The organism is Desulfosalsimonas sp. (assembly GCF_055149105.1).
Genome location: NZ_JBSRLA010000042.1, coordinates 13,605 through 34,749 on the forward strand (window position 1 = coordinate 13,605; position 21,145 = coordinate 34,749).

The following is a 21,145-nucleotide window of genomic DNA, read 5'->3' on the forward strand; positions in this document are numbered from 1 at the left end:
TTTTTTCCAAGCCGGCCATTTATCGGCACGGCTGGTGTTTCTCCGCTCGGTTTTCCAAAACCGGCGCAATCTTGGTGTGCGGTTTCTGCGGAATCCCATTTTCCCCCTCCTTGTGTTTGTTTTTTTCGGCAGGGTTCACAAGATCAGGGTGTTGCCTTTTTCTTGCCCCGCTTTTCTATAGATAAAGGTTTGTAACATTATGGTCTCATTGGGCCTTTTGCCCTGCCTGAATCCTATTTTCAATATTTTTTTATTCATATCGTCAATTTCAAAATATTATTTAGAAATATTTTGTAAAGGCCGGAAATCAGAAAAACTATTGCCTGTCTATTCCTTTTTTTCCACAGTGTAGTAAACCGTGTACCTGGCCAGAAGCTCGTTTATTTTTTCCCTGATTGCCTCCATGTCAGTTGTTTTCTGCCAGAGTCGTTACCAGCTTTCCAAATCGGGAGAAAATCTCTTTTGTATATTGCTTTAGGCTTCAAAATACCCTATAACATTGACTTTTAATTGACAAATGCCATAGGGTTCATAATGATTTTCGTTTGATACAGGAGGGATTTTTGACTCTCAACATTATTTTAAAGGCATTTGCGGTGTGGTTGATCATCTTAACGCTGGCCATCGCAAATGGCGCGCTCCGGGAAGCTGTGCTTATTTCGGTTTTAGGAAAGCCCTCGGCACTGATCCTTAGCGGCGTTCTTCTGTCAGGACTCATTTTTGGAATGGCATACATTGCCTTGCCTTGGTTTGGACGGATTCCAGTTGAAAGTTACGCTCTAATCGGCATTGGCTGGCTGTGCCTTACCCTGGTATTTGAATTTACATTCGGGCGAATCATCCAGGGCAAATCCTGGCCGCAGCTTCTTGAAGCCTACATGTTCAGAGAGGGCAACATTTGGCCAATCGTTTTGCTTGTCGTTGCGCTTTCGCCGTATGCCGCCGCCAAAATCAGGGGCTGGGCCTGAGGTTGGCGGCGGCTGACAAACATCGGACACTCCTTTTGGAGTTGATCATCAAGGGGCTTGAAAAATGAAACGCTTTTTTCTGTTTGCCGCAATGTCACTTTTATTTTGCGTGAGTAGTCTGCCCGGTGCTCACGCAGAAAAGGCCCAGGTCCTGGTAGAGGATGCAGTCAACTACCTGCGGGGGGAAACCTCACGGGCGGTGGTGGAAATGACAATCCATCGGCCGGACTGGCAACGGACCATGACGATCAAGGCCTGGACTCAGGCAAGGGAGAACAGCATTTTCTGGATCGTCTCCCCTCCCAAGGACCGGGGAAACGGTACCCTGAAGCGGGGCGATGAAATGTGGATATACAACCCCAAAGTCAACCGGGTGATCAAACTGCCGCCATCCATGATGTCCCAGTCCTGGCAGGGGTCGGACTTTTCCAACAATGACCTGGCAAAGTCGGACAACATCGTGGACCAGTACACCCATGAGATCATCGGCACGGAAACCCACGAGGGGAAAACCGTCTATATCATCCGCTCGCTTCCCAAACCGGGCGCACCTGTGGTCTGGGGCATGCAAAAGCTCAAAATCCGCCAAGACCATATCCTGCTTCGTCAGGCCTTTTTCGACGAGGACAGGAAGCTGGTCAAGGCCCTGAGCATGAAGAGGATTGAAATGCTCGGTGGCCGGCTTTATCCGGTGAAATGGAAGATGCAAAAAGCGGGTCAGAAGGAAGAATATACCGTACTCTATTACCAAACCCTTGAGTTCGGGGTGAACATATCAAATCGGATGTTTACCATCGCAAGTCTCAAAAACTCCAGACTTTAGTCCGGACGATTGCTGATGCACATGGACATAAAAATGGCCTGGCGAAACGTGTGGCGCAACCCGCGGCGGACCTGGCTGACCATCAGCGCCATCGCGTTTGCCTGTATCATCCTGATATTCATGCTCTCCTTTCAGTTCGGCGCCTACGAGACCATGATCAATTCCGCCATTCAGATCAACACAGGCCATCTGCAGATCCAGGCGGATAACTATTTCGAGAAAAAATCCATGCGCCAGGTGGTGCCCATACCCGGACCGGTTCTCCAGGCGGTTTCTCAAATCGAGTCCGTGCAGGCTGTCACGCCCCGGGCCAATGCGTTTTCTCTGGTATCCTCGGACAAACGGACCGCAGGGGCAATGATCATCGGCGTGGACCCGGAATCCGAGGCCCGGGTCTCCACTCTGGAAACCCTTGTCCGCAAAGGCAAGTTTCTCACCCGTGCCAAGCCGGACACCAATCCCGCGATTATCGGGCGTCTGATGGCGCAAAACCTGCAGTTGGACATTGGCGATGAACTGGTGGTGCTCGGCCAGGGAAGAGACGGGTCAGTTGCAGCCACCGCGCTTACGGTCTGCGGCATCTATTCTTCAGGCCAGGATGAATTTGACCGCAGCACCCTGCACATGCCCCTTGATACCTTCCAGGAGGTCTATTCCATGCGTGGGGCGGTTCACGAAATCGTGGTTCAGGTAAGCGGACTCGACCGGGTGGGCCCGGTCAAACGGGTCTTGTCGAGCCGATTGCATCAGATGCCCGGCGGCAAAAACCTGACTGTGCTCGACTGGGAGGCGCTCATGCCCGGCCTGACCCAGGCCATCAAGCTGGACCTGACCATCGGGATTGTCTTCTGGGGCCTGCTGGTGCTAGTGGTGGCCTTTTCCATATTAAACACCTTTTTGATGGCCGTGTTTGAGCGCACCCGGGAATTCGGGGTAATGATGGCCATTGGCACCCGTCCCGGTCGACTGGTTCAGATGATGCTCTATGAGTCCTCGGCAATGACTCTGGTGGGAATCGGCCTGGGTATTGTCCTGGGCTGTATGGTGACCTGGATTTTTCAGCATATCGGCATCGACTTTTCCGAAGCTTCGGATGTTTTGCAGCAATACGGAATTTCCGGCCGAATATATCCGCAGCTCTCGATCATTACAGCACTGGCCGGGCCAATGCTTGTGCTGATCGTCACCTTTGCCGTCTCGCTTTACCCGGCTCTGAAAATCAAGGGGCTCAAGCCGGTTGAAGCCATGAGTCATGTATAGGATTCAAACCCAATCGCCACCGGGACTTGATTGTGAACCCGAACCCAAACCCGATACCGACCCGGATCGGGGAATGTAATGTAACCGCATAAACGGATCGCACTGATGGACATCACCATTGCCTGGCGAAATATCTGGCGCAATCCAAGGCGCACGATCATCATCCTGATCGCGGTGATTATCGGGATCTGGAGCATGATCTTTCTGACCTCCCTTATGCGCGGGATGCTGGTGGACTTGATCGAAAACGGAATCTCCACGTTAACCGGGGATATAAAGATTTACGCCCGCGGCTTCCGCAGCGATCCCGCACTCGAAAACCGTATCCGGGACGCCATGCCTTTGGAAAAAAAGGTGCGCGAAAGCCTGCCGGCAGACGCCCGCATGGCCACGCGGATCCGGGTCACTGCGATTGCCCAAAATGCCAGGCATTCAGCCGGTGTGACGCTTGTGGGAATCGATCCGGCAGAAGAAACAGGGGTTTCGTTTATCGGCCAGGGAGTGTCGGCCGGGGAAATGATCCGGCCCGGAAACCCGGTAGACATTGTCGTCGGACAGGCCCTGCTCGACAAGTTTGAAACACGGATCGGCAACAAGCTGATTCTGATATCCGAGGATGCCTCCCACGATATGTCTTCCCGGGCCTTCCGGATCAGGGGGATCTATGAGGCCGAACTTGAAGCCACGGAAAAGCGCTTTGTGTTTGTCAGCAAATCCGCTGCCCGCGGGATGCTGAAAATAGGCGGGGACGCCTCGGAAATCTCAGTCAAACTGGACAATCACGACCGGGCAGATGCGGTTGCGGAAAAAATCGCTGCAAAGGTGGACGCAGAAGCTTATGAAGTGAGCACCTGGAAAGAGCTCAAGCCAATGCTCAAGGCCTACATTAACCTTTTTGACGGCTATATCCTTCTTTGGTACCTGGTGGTCTTTGTGGCCATGGCGTTTGGTATCATCAACACAACGCTCATGGCGGTACTTGAACGCATGCGCGAGTTCGGGCTGCTAAAAGCGCTGGGAATGCGGCCCTGGCGTATTCTTCGCTTGGTGCTCATCGAATCTTTGTTCATCCTGGTCATGGGTGCGGCCATGGGAAACGCTCTGGCCTTTTCCATGGTCTATGCCATCGGAGAGCGCGGTATAGACATGTCAAAGTTTGCTGCGGGATTCGAGTATGCCGGCATGTCAGCTGTCATCCGGCCGGAAATTTTTGCCGGAGACGTTTTGATGGCCAATGCCGTGGTCATCTCCCTGGGTCTTATCGTCAGTGCTTATCCGGCGGCCCGCGCAGCGCTTATCACGCCGGTCACAGCAATGGCCCGGAACTGAAAAAAATCGGAGGCGTTCAATGTCCATCGTGGAAATAAAGGGTGCGGACAAAACATACCAACAAGGCAAAGTGTTTGTTCAGGCACTTAAAAAAATTGACCTGACCGTTGAAAAGGGCGATTTTGCCGCGATTGCCGGGCCGTCCGGCTCGGGCAAAACCACGCTTTTAAATATCATCGGCGGCCTGGATATGCCGGACCACGGCCGTATCCGGGTGGACGGAAACGCTTACGCCGACATGACCCGGTCACAGATGGCCGAACTGCGGCTTCGCCGCATCGGGTTTGTCTTTCAGGCCTATAATTTGCTGCCGGTACTTTCCGCCGTGGAAAACGTGGAGTATGTCATGCAGCTCCAGGGAGTGGCCAAAAAAGAGCGCCGGGACCGGGCCTTGACAATTCTTGATGAAGTGGGACTTGCGGGCAGATACCACAACCGGCCCGCCGAGCTCTCCGGCGGCCAGCAGCAGAGGGTTGCCGTGGCCCGGGCCATTGTATCGGATCCGGCCATTGTGCTCGCGGACGAACCCACGGCCAATCTCGATTCCAAAACCGGCGAAGGACTTTTGCAGATTATGGAAAAGATGAACCAAGAAAAGGCGGTCACCTTTATTTTCTCCACGCATGACCGCATGGTGATGTCATATGCCCATCGCCTCATCCACATCCGGGACGGGGAAATCGCAAATGGTGAACCCTGGGAATAATCGCCCGGGAAGAATACTACGGCTTATGGCTGCGGGGCTTGCCGTCTGCCTGGCGGTTGTTGTGCTTTTTTGCCCAATAGCGAGGGCAGGCTGGCGGAATGCTTTTGACCGGGGCGGTCATCTGCGGTTGCGTGTCGCAGCAACGGATCCCGAGGCCGGTTCCCGGCTCGATATCCAGGACAAGGACCGGCTTTATGACACTGCTTTTGAGTTCCGATCCAAACACCAATTCCTGCCGTCCGATACCTGGGAGCTGGACCTGCATTATGAAATGATCGGCACGGCCGGCGACACCCGCGAGGCGAATTCCCTCTTTCTGGCCCGGTATCCGGCGGCACGGCAGTTGGTTGTACCGGACGGCACATCCGATGACCGGCGTCTGATGGATCTTTCCCGCGTGATTACCGAGGATGACGATGAGCGTGTCTATCACCGGCTCGACCGCCTGGTGATCTCCGCACGGCAGGACTGGGGCACACTCCGGATCGGCCGCCAGGCCCTGACCTGGGGCAACGGCTTTCTGTTTCAGCCCATGGACCTGTTTAACCCGTTTTCCCCCACGGACGTGGAACGCGACTACAAGACCGGAGATGACATGGTTACGTTTCAGACCTGGTCCGGGACCGCCGGGGAAATCCAGATGCTCTACGTGCCCGGAAGGGATCCGGCAAGCGGAGACGTGGAGTGGGACCAGTCCTCTGCCGCGGTAAAACTCCACCGCTACGTGGGCGACCTGGAAATGGATCTGATGGCCGGTGTGCATTACAACGATCCGGTGGCCGGGTTCGGGCTGCTCGGGTATGCGGGCAGCGCGGCCTGGCGGCTGGACGCCACCTATACGTGGCTCGATGACAGCCATCAACGAAACGGATATGCCAGCATTTGTGCCAACCTGGACTATTCGTGGGTCTGGTGGGGCAAAAACATGTACGGATGGATCGAGTATTACTATACCGGACTGGGCACGCAGGATTATGAAGAAATATGGCAAGAGGCAGATCTGATTGCACGCATCCGTCGAGGCGAGCGCTCCACCCTGGGCCGGTCCTATTTTGATGCCCATCTCCAGGTTGAACTCCATCCCTTGGTGAACTGGTATACAACCCTGATCATCAATGCCCAAGACCCCTCAGGGGTGGTCCAGCCCCGCCTGGTGTGGGAAGTTGGGCAGAATCTGCAGATCACCGCGGGGCTCAATCTCTATTGGGGCGGGACAGACACTGAATTCGGGGGTTTCGATCTGCCGGATCTGCCGATGGAAGAAGCCCCGGCAGATCGTTTTTACGTTTGGACAAGCTGGTTTTTCTAGAATGAAGCTTTTTATGCCGCCCGGCGTTTTTGCAGGAAGAAAGCCCTGCGGCCGGGGTCAGTTTTTTCGTTCAATGCCGCTTTAAAAACCGACCCCGCCCTTGGACTTTCTTTGAAATCTTTTTTACAGGAAGTTTTAAGTGTTAAGTGTTAAGTAAAATCAGTAAGTTATTTTTTTATTGGTTGGCAGTTAATATCCTGCTTCTGTATCCGTGACTTTTCCCTTAAACAGGTGATAGGTCCACCCCTGGTAGGCCACCACGATCGGGATGAAAATCAGTGTCACAAGGAGCATGATTTTAAGCGTCAATGGACTGGAGGCGCTGTTGTGGGCGGTCAGGCTGTATGCGGCGTTGATACTCGATGGGAACATGTCGGGATATAAACCGATGATGCCGTAAAAGGTCGCGCCTGCGATAGTGGCGGCAGAGGCCAGCCACGCCTTGCCGAATGCGTTTTGGGCAAGAAACAGCCGGATGGCAAACAAGGCGGCCACCGTGGCCAGTATGAAGACAAGAAGGACCGGATGGGCAAGGTAGTTTTCATAAAGCGGGGTGGCAAAGCGGCTGGATATCAGAAAGACCACAGCCGCTGCTGCAAGCGGGATCCACAGCGTTTTTGCCGTTTTTGCGGCCCGTTCCCGGAGATCGCCCTCGGTTTTGACCGACAGCCACAGCGCGCCGTGGACCAGGAAGAAAAGAAGGAAAAGCACCCCGCCCAGAAGGCCATATGGATTGAGCAACGTGAACAGGTTTCCCTGAAAGATGCCCTCCCGGCTGATGGGGATGCCCTGGAAAATGTTGGCAAAGGCCACGCCGAACAGCACGGCAGGCAGGACACTTCCGATAAAGATGCATCCGTTCCAGAATTTCCGCCAGGCAGGAGAAGCGATATGGCTCCGGAATTCGAAGGAAACGCCCCGGAAGATCAGGGCAAAAAGGATCAGCATCAAAGGGGTATACAGCGAGGAAAACATGACCGCGTATACCATGGGAAAAGCGGCGAATGTCACCCCGCCGGCAGTAATCAGCCAGACCTCATTGCCGTCCCACAGGGGGCCTATGGAAGCAAGCATTGTGTTTTTGTCCCCTTCGGTCCTGCCCAGAAAAGGCAGAAGGGTGCCCACGCCCAGGTCGAACCCGTCTGTCATGAAATATATGGCCCACAGCAGACCCCACAGGAAAAACCAAGTGGCTTCGAGTATCATTATTTTGTCCTCCTGTTACAGATTCTGTTGATTTTATCCGCCGGATGCGGCGGCATTATCATGTCGTTTCGGGTACCGGTCCTCTGCGCGCATGCCTGACAATCAGGTAAAACCCGAGAGCCCCCAGCAGGCCGTAGACCAGGATAAAGGCCAGAAGCGAAGTGCCCACCTGGGAGGCGGCAATGGGGGAGGCCGCATCCGAAGTTTTCATCAGGCCGTACACGATCCAGGGCTGACGTCCGACTTCTGCCACGATCCAGCCGGCCTGGATGGCGATATAAGGCAGCGGGATGGAATAGAGCATCATCTTGAGGTACCACGGCCTGTCCAGGAGCCGTTTTCTGAAAAAGACACCAAGGATTGTTGCCAGGATGAAATATAGGCCGAGGGCGACCATAACCCGGAAGGCAAGGAAGGTGAGCAGTACGGGCGGGCGCTCGTTTTTTGGGATGTCTTTGAGGCCCGTGACAGCGGCGCCGAAATCTCCGTGTCCCAGGTAGCTCAGCATGCCCGGAATCGCACCGAATTCGATTGCATTTCGTTCATTTCCCGGATCCGGAAGGGCAAACAGATAGATGGGTGCCTTGTCCGTGGTCTCCCAATGGGATTCCATGGCCGCCAGTTTGGCCGGCTGGACTTCGGTTACATGCTTGGCATGGATGTCTCCCTGAATTAACAAGAAAACCGAGGCCAGCAGGCCGAATGCCAATCCGAGGGAAAATGATTTCCGGGCAAATTCAATGTGTTGTTTTTTCAAGAGGTGATAGGCGCTGATGCCCATTACGAAAAAGCCGCTTAAAAGAAACGCCGCAGGCACGGTGTGCAGGATCTCAAGAATGGCAAACTTGTTAAACACTACGGCACCGAAATCCGCCAGCTCCGCTCTTCCGTTCCGAATAACATAGCCGGTCGGATTCTGCATCCAGCCGTTTGCGGTAAGGATCCATATGGCAGAAAGATTGCCGGCCCCGGCCACCAGCCACATGACTGCTGCATGGGCCTTGGCGGAAATTCGTTTCCAGCCGAATATCCAGACCCCGATAAGCGTGGATTCCAGGAAAAAGGCGGCTGTGGCCTCAATTGCGAGCAAAGACCCGAAAATATCGCCCACATAGGCGGAGTAGCGAGACCAGTTGGTGCCGAACTGAAATTCCAGGGTGATGCCCGTGACCACGCCCAAGGCAAAATTGATCAGAAAAAGTTTGCCCCAGAAGCGGGTCATTTCCAGGTCTTCCGGTTTTCCGGATCTCGCGTAGCGGGTTTCCATGATGGCAACCATAACGCTGAGCCCAAGCGTCAGCGGCACAAAGAGAAAGTGAAACATGGTCGCAGCCGCAAACTGCAGCCGTGACAAGAGAACAGCATCCATAAATGCCCTCCTTTTTGAAATTGAAACAAAATGGATTCATGATAATCCGGGTTGGATATATATTTCTAATCTCCTTCAGATTCCGGATCTGACGGAAGGGGATTGATGCAGCTGCCTTTGTTCAGCAAATCCGCAAAAGTGACTTCCTTCAGGGTATTTCGTAGTTGGTTCCGGGCTTTTTCCCATACTTGGTGGACTGTACATGACGGGCTGCGATGGCAGGAACTGGGCCGCATTACGCAGTCGTTCAGGAAAATTTCGCCAATAGCCGCCTCCACCACATCGAGCAGGGTCAGATCGGATGGCGGAACGATTAAGCGCAAACCGCCCCTGCGCCCCTGCACGATTTCAATAATACCGGCATGAGCAAGCTGCTGGGCGATTTTGGCCAGGAATGGATCCGGTATCTCCATTTCCTCTGCGATCTGTTTGCGATTCACGACCTCCTCTTTTTCTCTGCCGGCGAGATACAAGGCACATCGCACGGCATATTCCCCGGCTTTTGTCAGGCGCATTGGATCGCCTCCAGTAAAATTTAAGATTAACAAGATCTTTTTTATCCTAAATTTAGCCGTGTCAAAATTTTTGTCAACAAAAAAATGTATCAGGGCAGGCCGTGTCCACACATATATGAACCTTGCGGCGCTCCTTGGGGACCATAACAATCTGCTGTCCCTCTGGCCCTGCTTAGTTTCCGGCCGGTGTACAGCACTTGCCGGCGGGATAGATGGGGACAGCCCGGGTTTTCATTACCATTGAAACCGGGATCTATCTTTACGCCCATTTGGAAGAGCCCTGAAAAAACAGCCGGATGATTATGCTGACCGTTTCATCCGGCAATTTTTTAGCTGGCACAAAATACAGGGATTTGTCTGGAGCGGGTGGTCGCCTGCTGCCAAAACAAAGCTGATCGTTTTTGCCGGGGTCATCACAAAAGAAACCGGGTGCCAGGAGACGCCCAGGGGGGTCTTGCCCAGAGGCTTTAAGACGGTTTCCTGCTCTGTCAGGGGATAATCGCAATACCCGGGGCTGAACGGAAGGGAAACATACTGCCCATATTCTTCCCTCATCATTCGGCAGAACATGTCCACTCCCTGTTCAACCACCACCGAACCGATGGCATCGGCGATAATGGAATCAACCATGTCTTTACAGTCGTATAGAAAATCATCCATCTGAGTGCCGGCCGTGGCCAGTCCGAAAATCACCTTCTCGGCCGGAATGGCGAGTGCTGCGAAATTAATGCTTTTAATGGTGCCGGCCCTGGTGATGACAGATTCTATTTGTCGGTCAATGATTTTTGTTTCCACATGGCCTGTATAAACAGTCCTGGGTGCCGCATCAATGAGCTGGTCAAGCTTTCGTTCAAATCTTTTTGAAGGGGGATTTGCCCTGTCGTATCCCAGTCCCGAAAGAATCCTTTTACGGTCAATATCTTCAATAATGATCTCTTGTTCTTTCATTGCATAACCCGTTTTATCTCCGAGATGATCATTGATGCATCTTCCGCATAACCGCTGGCCCCGAATTGCTCTGCAAACTCACTGTTCATAAAGGCGCCGCCGATGAGAATACGGATATCGGGTTTTGCGGATTTCAGCCGTTCAACCGTTTCCTTCATGGCCGGGACCGTGGTGCTCATCATGGTAGACAGACAGGCAACATCGGCATTATTATCCCGGGCTGCTGATGCAAAATCGCCCGAAGGCACATTTTTCCCCAAATCAAGGACCTCATGACCATAACCTCTGCACACGTCACGGATCACATTTTTTCCCATGTCATGGATATCGCCTTCAACCACGCCGATAATGAGTCTTTCGCCTGTGGACCGTACCTTGCCCACCTGAATCTTTTCTGCAATGCGATCCACCTGCTTTAACCCCATCAGCAGCTCCGGCACGGCCCCTTTTCTTAAGCGGATATTGGCGCAAAGGGTATCCAAAGCGGTCTGGATACATTTCTCGTACAGGATGCTGCCGTCCACCTGGCCGTCCATGGCTTCCATCAGGATATCCACTTGATTGCTGTCTGCCGAAATAATCGCTTCTTTGAGCTGGTTTAACATCTGCTCCATTATAAACTCCTTTAACCACCAAGGGTTAATGTTAAGTTGAATTTAGATTCTTACCATTGCCTGGTGATGTTTCTTCCAGACCGGATAAAACTGGGCCGCCGTGACCATTGCCCGTGCATTCAAGAGATCGCCGTTAGGCGGAAACTCACAGGCCGGTGCCAGTATGAAGTTGCCTTCCCTGCCAAGGGTGTCGATCTGGACAAGAGATTCCCGGATAACTTCCTCGGGGGAGCCGGTAAACAACAGACCTGTGGGAATATAGCCCATGAGTATGGCGTCCCTTCCGTATTTTTCTTTAACCGCACCCATGTCGGCACAGTCTTCCGGAATCTCTGCAAAGCTGAAAACAGAAGGATCAAGCCACTTTTTAACCTCTTTAAAATAGGGAGAAAATCCGCATCCGTGATGGGCATTGAGCACACCATTGGCTGTAATTTCATCCTTGATTCTTTTGGCATAAATTCCTTCAAACGCTTCCCATATTGTTGGAGAGACACCGGAACGAGAGGCGGGAAGGGTATCAATACACACGCCTGCCACCCCCCTGTCGAACTGCATGCGGACGAAATCAACCAAAACATCGGTAACCGTTTCAAGGCCGGCCTTGACTTTTTCAGGGTGTTCCAGAATATCAAGGTAAAGATTCTCCATGCCGCGCAGCATCCCGAGTACCCCCAAAGGGCCGTAGACAAACCCCAGCACCGGCACTTCCATCCCCACCCTGGATACAAGTTTTCCGCACAAATCAAGATAGGTAGACATCCGTGTCCCCTGATCTGCACGAAACAACTCCAGGTGTTCGTAATCCTCAGATGTTTTGATTTTCATATTCGAATAATCCGGATGGGCCGTGGTGTTTTCCGGATAAATGATTTCCTGTCCGAAATCCGCAGCTTCCACCGAAAGATCCGTAAAACAAAGAATGATATCATCCCCGATGAGCCGGTTGGCCATAATCATGGATTCTGCGGCGACCTCGCTGTCCATTGAAAACCTGGGAAAACTGCACCTGCCAACACTCCGGGTTACGCCTACAGGAATAGTGCATACAGGCACTCTATCTGTTTCTTTTCCCTGGATCGTGGCCAGCACCCTTTCCATTGATGACATTTGTTCCATAAAACCTCTCTTATAAGTCTTCTGTTAATCCAGTTAAAATTTGATAGTTATGCGGTTTCCCCCACATTCAGATGACAGGATCTGAAACTGACGCCGCCATCAAGCCCCGCTTTAATAAGTTTGCTTTTTATTCCGCATTTGAACATGTCGGCCGTAGGGTTTTCATGCCGGAAAACACGAGGAACTTAACTTGACTGATTTTATATGTAAAATTGATAGTTTTGATGAAGAGGCGATTTTGAATTGAGTATTTCTATGAATTGGATCGAAGGGATGGATCGAAAATGTTTTTCAGCCCCCTTTTCTTGCCTGCTAAGTGAGTAAAGGGGAAGCCATCAGTATTGGGCAAAAAAACTTGACCTTAAAGAATTGTTTAATTATTTTTAGGTTGGTCAACCAAACTAAAATTATGGAATCAGCAAAGGAAATCATGGCCAGAAAATCCCAAGCCCCCCGGAAGCGGGAGCAGATCGCCTGGGCACTGTTTGACTGCCTGGCGGAAAACGGGCACGAAAACATAACCATAAAGCGCATTGCCGCCAGGGCGGGGATGCCCCACGGGGTCATCCACTATTATTTTGAAAAAAAGGACGACATCGTAAACGCCCTGGTGGAGGCCCTCACCGCCCTTTACCAGGAAAAATTTCAAAAATTTTTAGAGTCCGGAAAACAAGGCACCGGCAGCAGGCTGGAAAAAATGCTCCACTACCTGGTGGAGGCCTTTGTCTTTGACAGGCGTCTGAATAGGGTCTTTTATAACCTAGTGCAGATGGGCTTCGAGCGCCAGGGGGTAAATGCGCCCCTGCGCCGGCTGCTGGACGCCTACCGGGGAAATATACGCGACATGTTTGTACAGGCCGGAGCAGGGGACCAAAGCAGCCCGCTGGCCATGATGACAGTGGCGGTCATAGAAGGGCTGGCCCTGCAATGGATGATAGATCCTGACGGATTTGACCGGCAGGAGGTCTGGGACACAGTGGGCAGCGTCCGGGATGCCATAATAAGCAGTTTGCCCGCAGATCCGGAAGATAATCATGCAGTGAAATGACAGTCCGCGCATCGCGGCAAAAGGGGGGGGGGAGGCTTATGAAAGCTTTTGAGGAAAAAAGCTATTGGATGACCACCAGGGTCTACGCGCCGGGCGAACCCCTGCGCCGGGACCTGGATGTGGATGTGGCCATAGTCGGCGGTGGGTTCACCGGCCTTTCCACAGCCCATCACATAAAAAAGGACGATCCCGGGGCCAGGGTAGCACTTTTGGAATCGCAAATTATCGGCTACGGGGCCAGCGGCAGAAACGGCGGGTTCAACATGACCCTTTTCGGCCTGACCATGGGTATAACCAGACTGCGGTTCGGCAGGGCTGCGGCCAGGCAAGCGCATCTTTATATGGAGCGCGCCGTGGATACCACACGGGAACTGATTGTTTCCCAGAAGCTGGATTGTGACTATGAGCACCCGGGGTTCCTGCGGGTGGCCACTTCTCCCAACTACAAAAAACGTATAATGCACGAAATCGAACTGGCCCATTCCCTTGGCCTTACCGGTATTGAGTGGCTGGAAAAGGAGCAGGTGCAGGAACAGGTCAAAAGCCCCATGTACCTGGGGGCCTGGTGGGAACCGCGGTGCGGCATCCTCAACCCGGCCAAGCTCTCCTGGGCCTGGAGGGATGTCATTGCCGCTCAGGGGGTGGCGGTTTTTGAAAACACGCCGGTGGGCGCCATGGCCCGGGAAAACGGCAGGATCGTTCTGGAGACCCCCGGCGGCAGGGTTCGGGCCGACAAGGTGGTGCTGGCGGCCAACGCCTGGTCCCACTTCATTCCCCGGATCAAGCGCAAGCAGGTACCTTTGTGGACATACATCGTGCTCACCGAGCCCCTTTCCCCAAAAATCATGGAACAAATCGGCTGGCAAAACCGGCAGGGCATAGAGGACGCCCGGAATCTGGTGCACTACTACCGGCTGACAGCGGATAACCGCCTGCTCATGGGCGGCCGGGACGCAGGCTTGGCCTGGGGTGCGGACATGGACAAGGACCAGAGTCCCCCCACGTTCCAAAGCCTTCAAAAAGACGTTCGGCAAATCTTTCCCCAGCTAAGGGACGTGCGCTTCACCCATCAGTGGGGCGGACCGGTTTCCATAACCCTGGACCTGGCCCCGGCCATGGGCAGGATAGGAGATGACAGGGTCCTGTATAGTCTGGGTTGCATGGGCCATGGCGTAAGTCTTACCCATCTAAACGGCCGCACCCTGGCCGACATGGTGCTGGGCAAAAAGACGGAGCTCACCGAGGTTTTCTTTGTGAACCGCAACGCCCTGCCATGGCCGCCGGAACCGGTGCGGACCATGAGCGCCAAAGCAATTTTGGCGGCCATGAAGTGCCAGGACCGGTTCACGGACGGAACAGCGGAAAAATAAAATGACAATAGAGGCCCACGCCTGTCTTGGGGATGATTGTCCCGGGCGCTGCCTTTGCGTCTGACAAGTTTCTCTATAGTGCCTGTTTCTCGACGCGTTGCCGATAAGACCAATGTGCTTAAGGCTTAGATCAACTTTCTGGGAATTTCAAATCATCCAGCCATCTACCGGATGACCCCATGATCTTTCCTTTCCGGTAAAGGAGATTCGGGTCCTCCAGGCAGAACTGTACACCAAAATAGCACCGTGAGGTAGCTAAACCTGAAAAGACTACCCATATCAACATCGCTGATGCTGGCTGCATTCATTTATACGCAGGTAAGGAGACATAATAGCTTTCAGGCCAAAGTGGAGAATACGGCTATTAATTTGCCTCTGCTGCTCCCTTGTGATAGAGGGATAGCCTATGATTTTTTTTAATACTTCATCCCCATGCCGAAGGATTTAGCGATGCAACAAATATTGGTGGTAGACAATCATCCTGTGGTTCGCCAATTCATGTCTGATCTCCTCGCAAAGAGAGGCTACAATATCGTAACGGCAGAGGATGGCTTGTCTGCTTTGCAACTAATGAAATCCTACATACCGGATATCATTTTTGTTGATCTCGTCATGCCCAATATTGACGGAAACACGCTGTGTCAGGTAATCCGTAGTCGAAAAGATCTAAAACACGCCTTTATCGTCGTGCTTTCAGCCGTTGCAGTGGAAGAAAGTTCGAATTTTTCCTTAGCGAACGGGCTGATCGATGTCGTCCTCGCCAAAGGCCCTTTAGACAGCCTTGCATGGCATATTGATTATATCATCAAACATGTGGAAGCCGGACGTGCGGATCGGCTACGGGGCGAAGCTATAGGTGGTAAGAATCTGTTCGCCCGCCAGATCACCAAGGATCTGATGAGTTCCAGGAAACACCATGAAATGACATTATACTTCATGACTGAAGGCCTGATGGAACTGACGCAGGACGCAGAAATTACCTATGCGAATCCAGCAGCGCTTTCAATTCTCGACGACTCTCAGGAAAACTTGCTGGCGACTGATTTTATCAAGCTTTTTAACAATGCCGATCAAGATAGAATTCGGCAAAGGATATCTGAAGTTCCCAGGGTTAACCAGGAACCCCTTTTCGATGAAATCCTGACACTCAACAACAAGCTGCTTTCTGTCAAAATCATCTCCTTTTACCAGGAAGCTCATCAATACACCCTGGTGGTGATGTTAATGGATGTCACCCTGCAAAAACAGGCAGAGCGGAATCTGGTAAAGGAAAAAGAGCGCTACAGGCGTGAAAGAGATTTTCTGGACAAAATTTTCGACAATTCTGCGGATGCGTTCGTCATTGTGGACGAACATGGCAGATTTACCCGGTGGAATAATAATGCCGCCAGGATGTTTGGGTACAGTTTTGATGAGCTAAGAGAGAAAAAAGCATTTGATCTGTACACCGACCCCAAGGCGATGGAGGAAATGTTAGATCTGCTCAGAAGGCAGGGATATGTTCAGAACTACGAGGTTAATTTCACCCATAAAGATGGCACTTCAATGCCCTGTGCCGTTTCCGTCAGCCTGTTGTATGGCGAAAAACAACAAAAAATTGGTAGCTTAAGCATTATCCGGGATTTATCTCAATGGAAACAGACAGAGGAAAGACTCACATATTTGAGCTTCCACGATTCGCTGACCGGCGTATACAATCGGGGTTATTTTGAAGAGGAGATGAAGCGGTTTGCAAAGGGCAGGCATCTTCCACTGGGCATAATTGTATGCGACATAAACAAGTTAAAACGAACCAACGATACGCTGGGCCATAAGAAAGGAGATGCGTTGATTCAAAAAGCGGCCGGGATTTTGAAGCGTTCTTTACGCGCCAGTGATATCATTGCTCGCATTGGAGGGGATGAATTCGCTGTTCTGGTCCCTGAGGCCGATGAGGAGGTAATAGAAAACTGCGTGCAAAGAATCAGGGCCGTAATAGAGGCCTACAGAGCGCAAAAGCCCGACCCCGGCTTTTCCATTGCTATCGGATATGCCCTCAGCAGCGAGCATTCCGTGGATACCAATGCCTTATTCAAGAGGGCAGATGACAACATGTACCAGGACAAACAATCTTACTCCGGAACATTTTTTCCCAAAGGCGATTTTGATTACTAACAAAGCTTTTCTAAAGATTATTTTGACAGTGAGATTGAATTTCTGACGTCATTAGCAGCCTCAGCATCCTATTTCAAACAAACTGCTGTGACAGATTATGCAAAGGCAATAATTACTATATCTACTGAACAAGGGATGGAAGCATTACAATCATATTGACACTGCAATTTGGAAGGCAACACAATCCCAAATAGGCTGGGCACTCTTTTTCAATTCAGCAGTAACGGTATATACAGGCGGTGACGTCAAGACACCTGTTGTTGGCTACTATAATCCTTACAATGATATTTTTTTGGTTACAGCATGGTCAGAGGATGAGGGAATATACAAAATTGCTGATGCAGAGTTGCTCATGGGGGACTTCATTCGCAATGAAAATGAGACCCTTGATGTGATACCTTTTTGGCTGCGAGGTGAAATGCATCGACCGGAAGCGATTGGCCGCAGTGTTGCATTATCCCTGTTGGCATTTGAGAAAATTTTTAATGAAACCACGTTCGATACATGGCGTAATGGGCTGCCTTTACTGACAGATCAAGACGGTTTAAATAAAATCAACTACTCCCTTGCAGCTCTGAGGCTTAACGAACCATTAGTGAACGTGATCTTTTAGTGAACATGTTCATAAAATACATAAAAGATATGGCTTGGTCAAGATTTTTCAGGAATTAATCTGCCCTCGGGGGATACGGAAAACTTCAGACCTTAAAATTTCATAAAAAAAGACTTGACAATATCAATACGGTTGTATTAAACAATTAATTAATACAACCGTATTGATATTCAGGGGAGCATTCATGAACTCAAATCAACCAAGCAGCACCAGCAAAAAATTATTCAATGCAGGCATACAGGTATTTGCGAAAAGGGGTTACCGGGATGCTACGGTCAGGGAAATCTGCAAAACAGCCGGAACCGCAAACATCAACGCAGTTAACTATTACTACGGTTCCAAGGAAGATCTTTACCGGAAAATCCTGGAAGTCATTTTTTCCGAGTATGACCGGTTTGACCGGGAAGACTGGGACCGGAAAACACCGCGAGAACAGCTCAAAACCATGATATCGAACTTCTGCGCCATGCTCTACAAGGACAACGCCTTTGCCTCGGAAATTACTTCCATTTTCATTTCCGAGATGACCCGCCCCTCTCCGTTCATCGAAGATCTGGTGGATACGTATAACCGCCCCCGGATCAAGAGACATTTAAAGATGTTTCAGGATCTTTTGGGGGAAGGGGCCACCCAAGACATGGCACGGGACTGTCTTGTCTCCGTGGCCGGGCAATTATTTTACTACAGTTTTGCATGGCCCGTGTTTTCCAGGTTGTTCCCGGGATATTCCGCAGATGAAAGATATGAGCAGTGGGCAGCCCATGTGTATGAATTTTCTTTGGGCGGCATTGCGGCTATCAGAAAACAATTTATGCAAAAAAAGGAGGATGCCCTTGGGGATTAAACTCTCATCGGAGCAATTTCTAGAACACGCCGTGGAAACATCAGGCCTTGAAGACTTCGGGGGGGATACATTTCAGGAAGGACTCGAGGCCCTTGTTGATTCCCTGAACAAAGACCTGGACTTGGAAGAAGGTACAGCGGGGTATTTTCAGCAGGCTATCACACAGATCCTTGTCAACCGGCTACAGGTCACCCAACTGGTAAAAAACAACCCGGAAATAGAGAGAGAAGAAATCCAAAAGCCCCTGTTTATTCTTGGCCTGCCCCGATCCGGCACCAGCATTACCCAGACCCTGATGGCCCTTGACCCCCTATCCCGCTATCTGCGGAATTTTGAAACAACCGGTGCAGTCTGTCCCCCACCGCAGCTCATGCCAAGTGCGCCCGACCCAAGGATTCAGGCCTGCCACGAAGGGATGGAAGGGTTGCTCAGCCTGGACTCTGATCTACGGGGGATCAACGGGATCAACTTTATGGCCCTGGGCACTGCGGAGTGCCAGAACCTCACGGCGTACGAATTTGTTCATGCGGGCTGGAGCGCCGGGTCCAGTCTGTTCAGCCACGGCAACTGGGTGGGGGAGTGCGACATGTCCCGGGCCTATGCCTGGCACAAACGCCTGCTTCAGGTGTTGCAGTGGAAGCTGCCCAATGAACGCTGGGTGCTCAAGGCGCCCCTTCATTTGTTCGGTTTAGACTGCCTCCTGGAAACCTACCCAGATGCCAGGATCGTGTTTACCCACCGGGACCCTTTTGATGCCATGGTGTCTGGGGTCAGTATGGCTTTCCACTGGACCCGGGCCACCACCGGACAGGCGAATGCCCCTGCCATTGCAGACTGGTACTCAGCGCTTTGGGCCAAAGGGCTTGAACGGGCTTTGGAGGTCCGGAGCCAATTAAAAGAAAAACAGGTTCTCGATCTGTTTCATAAGGACTTGAGCCATGATCCGCTTCAAGCAATGGAAGCCATTTACGGACATTTTGACCTCCCGTTCAGCCGGGCGGCCAAAAAGCGAATGCAGGTCTGGCTACGGGATAATCCCCGCTCCAGGTTCGGTAGCCATAACTGTTCAGCATCTGAGCTTGGATTGAAACCGGGCCGGGAAAAAAAGCGATTTGAGTTTTATCTTAACCGGTTTGATTTAACAAGAGGCAGATCATAAAAAAATGATTATTCATAACCGGTTTCATCGACAATCCCTTCGTAAGAGCTGAAATAATGAAAGAAATCGTACATATCGTAAAAATCGGCTGTCAAGAGAAACCCTGTAAAGGCACACATAAAAACATCCATGTCGTGTGTGCAAAAGGTGATGAGAAATACGTTGATATGGTGCATTATTTCAGTCACAGACTAAGCCTTTATACCAATAACCCTTTCAGTTTTCGCGAAAGGTACAAAGACGTTGACGGCATCATGATTATTGTTTCCGGGCGCACAGTAGATAGCCGCAAGGCCAGAAAAATGATTGAATACGCGGCAGATAACAAGATTCCGATTATCGGCGTAGACGTCAGGAGCCGGGATATGGGCAGTGTGCCGGATATTAAACTGACGAAATTACATTGGGAAGGGCTGTCAACCTTTATTGACAGCTTATAAAGCCGTCCATGATTAGAGAAAAAAATGACGCATTTGGTTGTGGGCATAAGAAGGTAACATTTTTCAACTCCCTGAAAATGCACCTTGCGGCTATTTTTATCAAGGTACCATGTGCTCCTTTGGCTAAATGGACGTTATTTCATAAGCGTCTCCATTAACTCTGGAATTTTCTCTTTCCGTTCAAGTTGTTCCTGCAAATCCCGCCGTTCCTTGGCCAACCAAGCAAGTATTTGACTTACATCAAAAAGGTTCTGTGATTTCTCCGGTGCTCATGCCACCCTTTTAACTCTTTCGACGGGTATCGAAGAAGGCGTATTGTCTTTGTAAGGTCCGAGTATTTTAATATCATGGCCGGTGCTGGCTATGCAATAAGCCCGTGCTGCAGCTTTAAATCCTCATTGATCCAATCTTTTACACGATCAGTCTTGATCTCCTGATTGCGCCACGTTTTAAAAGTCCAATATCTGCGTTACACGCAATTTCTCAGAATTTCACGTACGGATAACTGCTTTGCATTCTTCGAAATTGCGCAAGCCTTGATCTTGAACTTTTTACGGTACCATCAGTTTTAATTGACAAATTCTGCGGGATTTATAACAATCCTTTCTGCAATATATTTATCGTCTCGTTTGTTGCTGGTTCTCCGAAAGAATTTCCCCGTTCTTAACCCGGCATGAAAACAAAGAGGTGATGATCAGCTCCTCCCAGAATTCCCAAGAAGCAGGGATTAAAGATCACCCTTCAAACCGGGAAACCGTATGACCCTGACAAAAAATGAAATTATCGCGCAAATCACAGAGCTTGGATTTTCCAAGAAACAATCAGCAGAACTTTTCAAAACCCTCCTGGAAATTATAAAAAGCAGCCTTGAAAATGGTGAAGACGTTCTTGTCTCCGGCTTCGGGAAATTTCAGGTGAAAGACAAGCATCCGAGGCTCGGCAGAAATCCTGTTACCGGAGAAAAACTGGTTCTTGATTCAAGACGGGTGGTGACTTTCAAGTGTTCCTGTGAATTAAAGAAAAGGATGAATGGGGATGGATAAGGGCCTGACGCCTGATGTTTGGTATTTAATGGGAATATAGACCGCCAGTTGTCCCCATAAGTATCGCCCTTGACAAGGAGACAATAAGATAAACCACACAGCTGAAGCATATATAGACTCCAACAGAATCCGGATAGCCTATGACACTTTCGGAAATCCTGCTCATCGGCCATTGGTATTGATCCACGGGCCTAACATGCAGATGGTGGTGTAAGGAATCAAATTATCTGAAACAAAGACAGCATAAAATTTTCGAAATAAATTGACAATCTATACTGGATTATCAGAATAATTGAGCCTCGTTGGGG

20 protein-coding genes are annotated in these 21,145 nt (G+C 50.9%); 14 read left to right on the forward strand and 6 right to left on the reverse strand.

Features of this window, described 5'->3' with window-relative positions; translation table 11 throughout:
• Positions 1 to 563 precede the first annotated feature (563 nt).
• The 6 genes from ACTCIA_RS11065 to ACTCIA_RS11090 all read left to right on the forward strand — a co-directional run bounded on the left by ACTCIA_RS11065 (position 564) and on the right by ACTCIA_RS11090 (position 6,395).
• Positions 564 to 968 carry a hypothetical protein gene (locus tag ACTCIA_RS11065; protein WP_463001879.1) on the forward strand — a complete coding sequence of 135 codons (405 nt, stop codon included), beginning with the start codon at positions 564 to 566 and terminating at the stop codon, positions 966 to 968.
• Between the two features lie 64 nt (positions 969 to 1,032).
• Complete coding sequence (locus tag ACTCIA_RS11070) at positions 1,033 to 1,791, forward strand: outer membrane lipoprotein-sorting protein (RefSeq protein ID WP_463001880.1); 759 nt, start codon at positions 1,033 to 1,035, stop codon at positions 1,789 to 1,791.
• 15 nt (positions 1,792 to 1,806) lie between these two features.
• Positions 1,807 to 3,051: an ABC transporter permease gene (locus ACTCIA_RS11075; protein WP_463001881.1), complete on the forward strand. Its 1,245-nt coding sequence runs from the start codon at positions 1,807 to 1,809 to the stop codon at positions 3,049 to 3,051.
• Between the two features lie 105 nt (positions 3,052 to 3,156).
• The gene (locus ACTCIA_RS11080) at positions 3,157 to 4,380 is read left to right on the forward strand and encodes an ABC transporter permease (protein ID WP_463001882.1); all 1,224 of its coding nucleotides are present in this window, start codon (positions 3,157 to 3,159) and stop codon (positions 4,378 to 4,380) included.
• A gap of 19 nt (positions 4,381 to 4,399) precedes the next feature.
• Positions 4,400 to 5,086, forward strand: coding sequence for an ABC transporter ATP-binding protein (locus ACTCIA_RS11085; protein ID WP_463001883.1), 687 nt, complete (start codon positions 4,400 to 4,402; stop codon positions 5,084 to 5,086).
• 127 nt (positions 5,087 to 5,213) lie between these two features.
• On the forward strand, positions 5,214 to 6,395 hold the full coding sequence (locus ACTCIA_RS11090; RefSeq protein ID WP_463001884.1) for a hypothetical protein: 1,182 nt from the start codon (positions 5,214 to 5,216) through the stop codon (positions 6,393 to 6,395).
• A gap of 189 nt (positions 6,396 to 6,584) precedes the next feature.
• Here the strand turns inward: ACTCIA_RS11090 and cydB are convergent, their stop codons facing one another.
• From cydB to ACTCIA_RS11120, 6 genes are all read right to left on the reverse strand, one after another.
• Entirely contained in the window at positions 6,585 to 7,601 is a 1,017-nt protein-coding gene (gene cydB, locus ACTCIA_RS11095; RefSeq protein WP_463001885.1) for a cytochrome d ubiquinol oxidase subunit II, read from the reverse strand.
• A gap of 58 nt (positions 7,602 to 7,659) precedes the next feature.
• Positions 7,660 to 8,970: a cytochrome ubiquinol oxidase subunit I gene (locus ACTCIA_RS11100; protein WP_463001886.1), complete on the reverse strand. Its 1,311-nt coding sequence runs from the start codon at positions 8,968 to 8,970 to the stop codon at positions 7,660 to 7,662.
• A gap of 65 nt (positions 8,971 to 9,035) precedes the next feature.
• A complete protein-coding gene (locus ACTCIA_RS11105; RefSeq protein WP_463001887.1) occupies positions 9,036 to 9,485 on the reverse strand; it encodes an RrF2 family transcriptional regulator in 450 nt (149 codons plus the stop codon).
• 300 nt (positions 9,486 to 9,785) lie between these two features.
• Positions 9,786 to 10,433 carry a hypothetical protein gene (locus ACTCIA_RS11110; RefSeq protein ID WP_463001888.1) on the reverse strand — a complete coding sequence of 216 codons (648 nt, stop codon included), beginning with the start codon at positions 10,431 to 10,433 and terminating at the stop codon, positions 9,786 to 9,788.
• Positions 10,430 to 11,047: a cobalamin B12-binding domain-containing protein gene (locus tag ACTCIA_RS11115; protein WP_463001889.1), complete on the reverse strand. Its 618-nt coding sequence runs from the start codon at positions 11,045 to 11,047 to the stop codon at positions 10,430 to 10,432. Before ACTCIA_RS11115 ends, ACTCIA_RS11110 begins: the two co-directional genes overlap by 4 nt.
• 42 nt (positions 11,048 to 11,089) lie before the next feature.
• Positions 11,090 to 12,166 carry a uroporphyrinogen decarboxylase family protein gene (locus tag ACTCIA_RS11120; protein WP_463001890.1) on the reverse strand — a complete coding sequence of 359 codons (1,077 nt, stop codon included), beginning with the start codon at positions 12,164 to 12,166 and terminating at the stop codon, positions 11,090 to 11,092.
• 430 nt (positions 12,167 to 12,596) lie between these two features.
• Here ACTCIA_RS11120 and ACTCIA_RS11125 point away from each other — a divergent pair, with 430 nt between their 5' ends.
• From ACTCIA_RS11125 to ACTCIA_RS11160, 8 genes are all read left to right on the forward strand, one after another.
• Complete coding sequence (locus ACTCIA_RS11125) at positions 12,597 to 13,214, forward strand: TetR/AcrR family transcriptional regulator (protein ID WP_463001891.1); 618 nt, start codon at positions 12,597 to 12,599, stop codon at positions 13,212 to 13,214.
• Between the two features lie 38 nt (positions 13,215 to 13,252).
• On the forward strand, positions 13,253 to 14,584 hold the full coding sequence (locus ACTCIA_RS11130; RefSeq protein WP_463001892.1) for an NAD(P)/FAD-dependent oxidoreductase: 1,332 nt from the start codon (positions 13,253 to 13,255) through the stop codon (positions 14,582 to 14,584).
• Between the two features lie 450 nt (positions 14,585 to 15,034).
• Positions 15,035 to 16,738, forward strand: coding sequence for a diguanylate cyclase domain-containing protein (locus ACTCIA_RS11135; RefSeq protein ID WP_463001893.1), 1,704 nt, complete (start codon positions 15,035 to 15,037; stop codon positions 16,736 to 16,738).
• Between the two features lie 292 nt (positions 16,739 to 17,030).
• Positions 17,031 to 17,351 (forward strand): hypothetical protein, encoded by a 321-nt coding sequence (locus tag ACTCIA_RS11140; RefSeq protein WP_463001894.1) that lies wholly within the window; start codon positions 17,031 to 17,033, stop codon positions 17,349 to 17,351.
• 184 nt (positions 17,352 to 17,535) lie between these two features.
• Positions 17,536 to 18,195 (forward strand): TetR/AcrR family transcriptional regulator, encoded by a 660-nt coding sequence (locus tag ACTCIA_RS11145; RefSeq protein ID WP_463001895.1) that lies wholly within the window; start codon positions 17,536 to 17,538, stop codon positions 18,193 to 18,195.
• Complete coding sequence (locus ACTCIA_RS11150) at positions 18,185 to 19,354, forward strand: sulfotransferase family protein (protein WP_463001896.1); 1,170 nt, start codon at positions 18,185 to 18,187, stop codon at positions 19,352 to 19,354. Before ACTCIA_RS11145 ends, ACTCIA_RS11150 begins: the two co-directional genes overlap by 11 nt.
• A gap of 56 nt (positions 19,355 to 19,410) precedes the next feature.
• Positions 19,411 to 19,794, forward strand: coding sequence for a hypothetical protein (locus ACTCIA_RS11155; RefSeq protein WP_463001897.1), 384 nt, complete (start codon positions 19,411 to 19,413; stop codon positions 19,792 to 19,794).
• A 758-nt stretch (positions 19,795 to 20,552) separates the two neighbouring features.
• Complete coding sequence (locus ACTCIA_RS11160; protein WP_463001898.1) at positions 20,553 to 20,837, forward strand: integration host factor subunit alpha; 285 nt, start codon at positions 20,553 to 20,555, stop codon at positions 20,835 to 20,837.
• Positions 20,838 to 21,145: the final 308 nt, after the last annotated feature.